This is a genomic window from Vibrio sp. M260112 (genome assembly GCF_036533775.1).
Lineage (GTDB): Bacteria > Pseudomonadota > Gammaproteobacteria > Enterobacterales > Vibrionaceae > Vibrio.
Map to the genome: position 1 here is coordinate 1 of NZ_JATABH010000103.1, position 3,581 is coordinate 3,581.

Annotated in this window: 1 tRNA gene and 2 rRNA genes; all 3 read left to right on the top strand. The window is 49.9% G+C overall.

Annotation, left to right across the window (positions count from 1 at the left end):
- Positions 1-125, top strand: a 16S ribosomal RNA gene (locus QTN95_RS19950); the annotation flags it as partial.
- Positions 126-189: 64 nt separating this feature from the next.
- Positions 190-265: transfer RNA gene (locus QTN95_RS19955), tRNA-Glu, on the top strand.
- Between the two features lie 307 nt (positions 266-572).
- Positions 573-3,460: ribosomal RNA gene (locus QTN95_RS19960) — 23S ribosomal RNA — on the top strand.
- Positions 3,461-3,581 lie beyond the last annotated feature (121 nt).

Consider the following 3,581-nt stretch of genomic DNA (forward strand, 5'->3'; position numbering starts at 1 on the left):
AGTGGGCTGCAAAAGAAGTGGGTAGTTTAACCTTCGGGAGGACGCTCACCACTTTGTGGTTCATGACTGGGGTGAAGTCGTAACAAGGTAGCCCTAGGGGAACCTGGGGCTGGATCACCTCCTTATACGATGATTATTGCGATGAGTGTCCACACAGATTGATATGTCTTTATTAGAGCCCTCCATAGTGTCCCGTTCGTCTAGAGGCCTAGGACACCGCCCTTTCACGGCGGTAACAGGGGTTCGACTCCCCTACGGGATACCATCTTTAAACATTCTCCTTGAGAGTCTTTAAAAATGGTTACTTCTTTGGAAGTGATTTGCTCTTTAACAATTTGGAAAGCTGACGAATAACAACAATCCCCATATCTTTGATATGCGTTGTTATTCAAATTAAAAGTTCTCAAATCCTAACTTTCTTTAATAAAGAGAAAATTAGGTACCAACACACATTCAAGTGTTCTTGGAAACATCCTTGTGATGTTTATATTTGAGTCCGGCAAAATCGTGTCTGCACATGTATAAAAATGCAGACAACTTTGGTGACTAACAAAGACCCTTTGGGGTTGTATGGTTAAGTGACTAAGCGTACACGGTGGATGCCTTGGCAGTCAGAGGCGATGAAGGACGTATTAACTTGCGATAAGCCCAGATTAGGTAGTAAAAACCTGTGAGTCTGGGATTTCCGAATGGGGAAACCCACTTACATAAGTAAGTATCGCTGCGTGAATACATAGCGCAGCGAGGCGAACCGGGGGAACTGAAACATCTAAGTACCCCGAGGAAAAGAAATCAACCGAGATTCCGAAAGTAGCGGCGAGCGAAATTGGACTAGCCCTTAAGCTTTTAATGAGACAGGTGAAGGCTCTGGAAAGTGCCGCGATACAGGGTGATAGCCCCGTAACCGACATCTCATCATCAGTGAAATCGAGTAGGGCGGGACACGTGTTATCCTGTCTGAATATGGGGGGACCATCCTCCAAGGCTAAATACTACTGACTGACCGATAGTGAACCAGTACCGTGAGGGAAAGGCGAAAAGAACCCCTGTGAGGGGAGTGAAATAGAACCTGAAACCGTGTACGTACAAGCAGTAGGAGCACCCTCGTGGTGTGACTGCGTACCTTTTGTATAATGGGTCAGCGACTTATATTCAGTAGCAAGGTTAACCATCTAGGGGAGCCGTAGAGAAATCGAGTCTTAACTGGGCGTCGAGTTGCTGGATATAGACCCGAAACCAGGTGATCTAGCCATGGGCAGGTTGAAGGTTGAGTAACATCAACTGGAGGACCGAACCGACTAATGTTGAAAAATTAGCGGATGACTTGTGGCTAGGGGTGAAAGGCCAATCAAACCTGGAGATAGCTGGTTCTCCCCGAAATCTATTTAGGTAGAGCCTCGGACGAATACTACTGGGGGTAGAGCACTGTTAAGGCTAGGGGGTCATCCCGACTTACCAACCCTTTGCAAACTCCGAATACCAGTAAGTACTATCCGGGAGACACACGGCGGGTGCTAACGTCCGTCGTGGAGAGGGAAACAACCCAGACCGCCAGCTAAGGTCCCAAATTATAGCTAAGTGGGAAACGATGTGGGAAGGCTTAGACAGCTAGGATGTTGGCTTAGAAGCAGCCATCATTTAAAGAAAGCGTAATAGCTCACTAGTCGAGTCGGCCTGCGCGGAAGATGTAACGGGGCTAAGCTATAAACCGAAGCTGCGGCAATGACTTTTAGTCATTGGGTAGGGGAGCGTTCTGTAAGCCGTTGAAGGTGTGTTGTAAAGCATGCTGGAGGTATCAGAAGTGCGAATGCTGACATGAGTAACGATAAAGGGGGTGAAAAACCTCCTCGCCGGAAGACCAAGGGTTCCTGTCCAACGTTAATCGGGGCAGGGTAAGTCGACCCCTAAGGCGAGGCCGAAAGGCGTAGTCGATGGGAAACGGGTTAATATTCCCGTACTTCTTACAATTGCGATGGGGGGACGGAGAAGGCTAGGTGGGCCTGGCGACGGTTGTCCAGGTTCAAGTGCGTAGGCTTGAGAGTTAGGTAAATCCGGCTCTCTTCAAGGCTGAGACACGATGTCGAGCTACTACGGTAGTGAAGTCATTGATGCCATGCTTCCAGGAAAAGCCTCTAAGCTTCAGATTGTAAGGAATCGTACCCCAAACCGACACAGGTGGTCGGGTAGAGAATACCAAGGCGCTTGAGAGAACTCGGGTGAAGGAACTAGGCAAAATGGTACCGTAACTTCGGGAGAAGGTACGCTTCTGACGGTGAAGTCCCTCGCGGATGGAGCTATCGGAAGTCGCAGATACCAGGTGGCTGCAACTGTTTATTAAAAACACAGCACTGTGCAAAATCGTAAGATGACGTATACGGTGTGACGCCTGCCCGGTGCCGGAAGGTTAATTGATGGGGTTAGCGCTTGCGCGAAGCTCTTGATCGAAGCCCCGGTAAACGGCGGCCGTAACTATAACGGTCCTAAGGTAGCGAAATTCCTTGTCGGGTAAGTTCCGACCTGCACGAATGGCGTAATGATGGCCACGCTGTCTCCACCCGAGACTCAGTGAAATTGAAATCGCTGTGAAGATGCAGTGTACCCGCGGCTAGACGGAAAGACCCCGTGAACCTTTACTACAGCTTGGCACTGAACATTGACCCTACATGTGTAGGATAGGTGGGAGGCTTTGAAGCAAGTACGCCAGTATTTGTGGAGCCGTCCTTGAAATACCACCCTTGTAGTGTTGATGTTCTAACGTTGACCCCTTATCGGGGTTGCGGACAGTGCCTGGTGGGTAGTTTGACTGGGGCGGTCTCCTCCCAAAGAGTAACGGAGGAGCACGAAGGTGGGCTAATCACGGTTGGACATCGTGAGGTTAGTGCAATGGCATAAGCCCGCTTGACTGCGAGAATGACAATTCGAGCAGGTGCGAAAGCAGGTCATAGTGATCCGGTGGTTCTGTATGGAAGGGCCATCGCTCAACGGATAAAAGGTACTCCGGGGATAACAGGCTGATACCGCCCAAGAGTTCATATCGACGGCGGTGTTTGGCACCTCGATGTCGGCTCATCACATCCTGGGGCTGAAGTCGGTCCCAAGGGTATGGCTGTTCGCCATTTAAAGTGGTACGCGAGCTGGGTTTAGAACGTCGTGAGACAGTTCGGTCCCTATCTGCCGTGGGCGTTGGAAGATTGAAGGGGGCTGCTCCTAGTACGAGAGGACCGGAGTGGACGAACCTCTGGTGTTCGGGTTGTGTCGCCAGACGCATTGCCCGGTAGCTAAGTTCGGAATCGATAACCGCTGAAAGCATCTAAGCGGGAAGCGAGCCCTGAGATGAGTCTTCCCTGACCCCTTGAGGGTCCTAAAGGGTTGTTCGAGACTAGAACGTTGATAGGCAGGGTGTGTAAGCGCTGTGAGGCGTTGAGCTAACCTGTACTAATTGCCCGTGAGGCTTAACCATACAACACCCAAAGGGTTTTGCGGACTCGATGTAAGAACATTGAATGTGTCTTTGAGACTTTAACAGCTTTCCAGATTAAAGAATTTGCTTGGCGACCATAGCGATTTGGACCCACCTGATT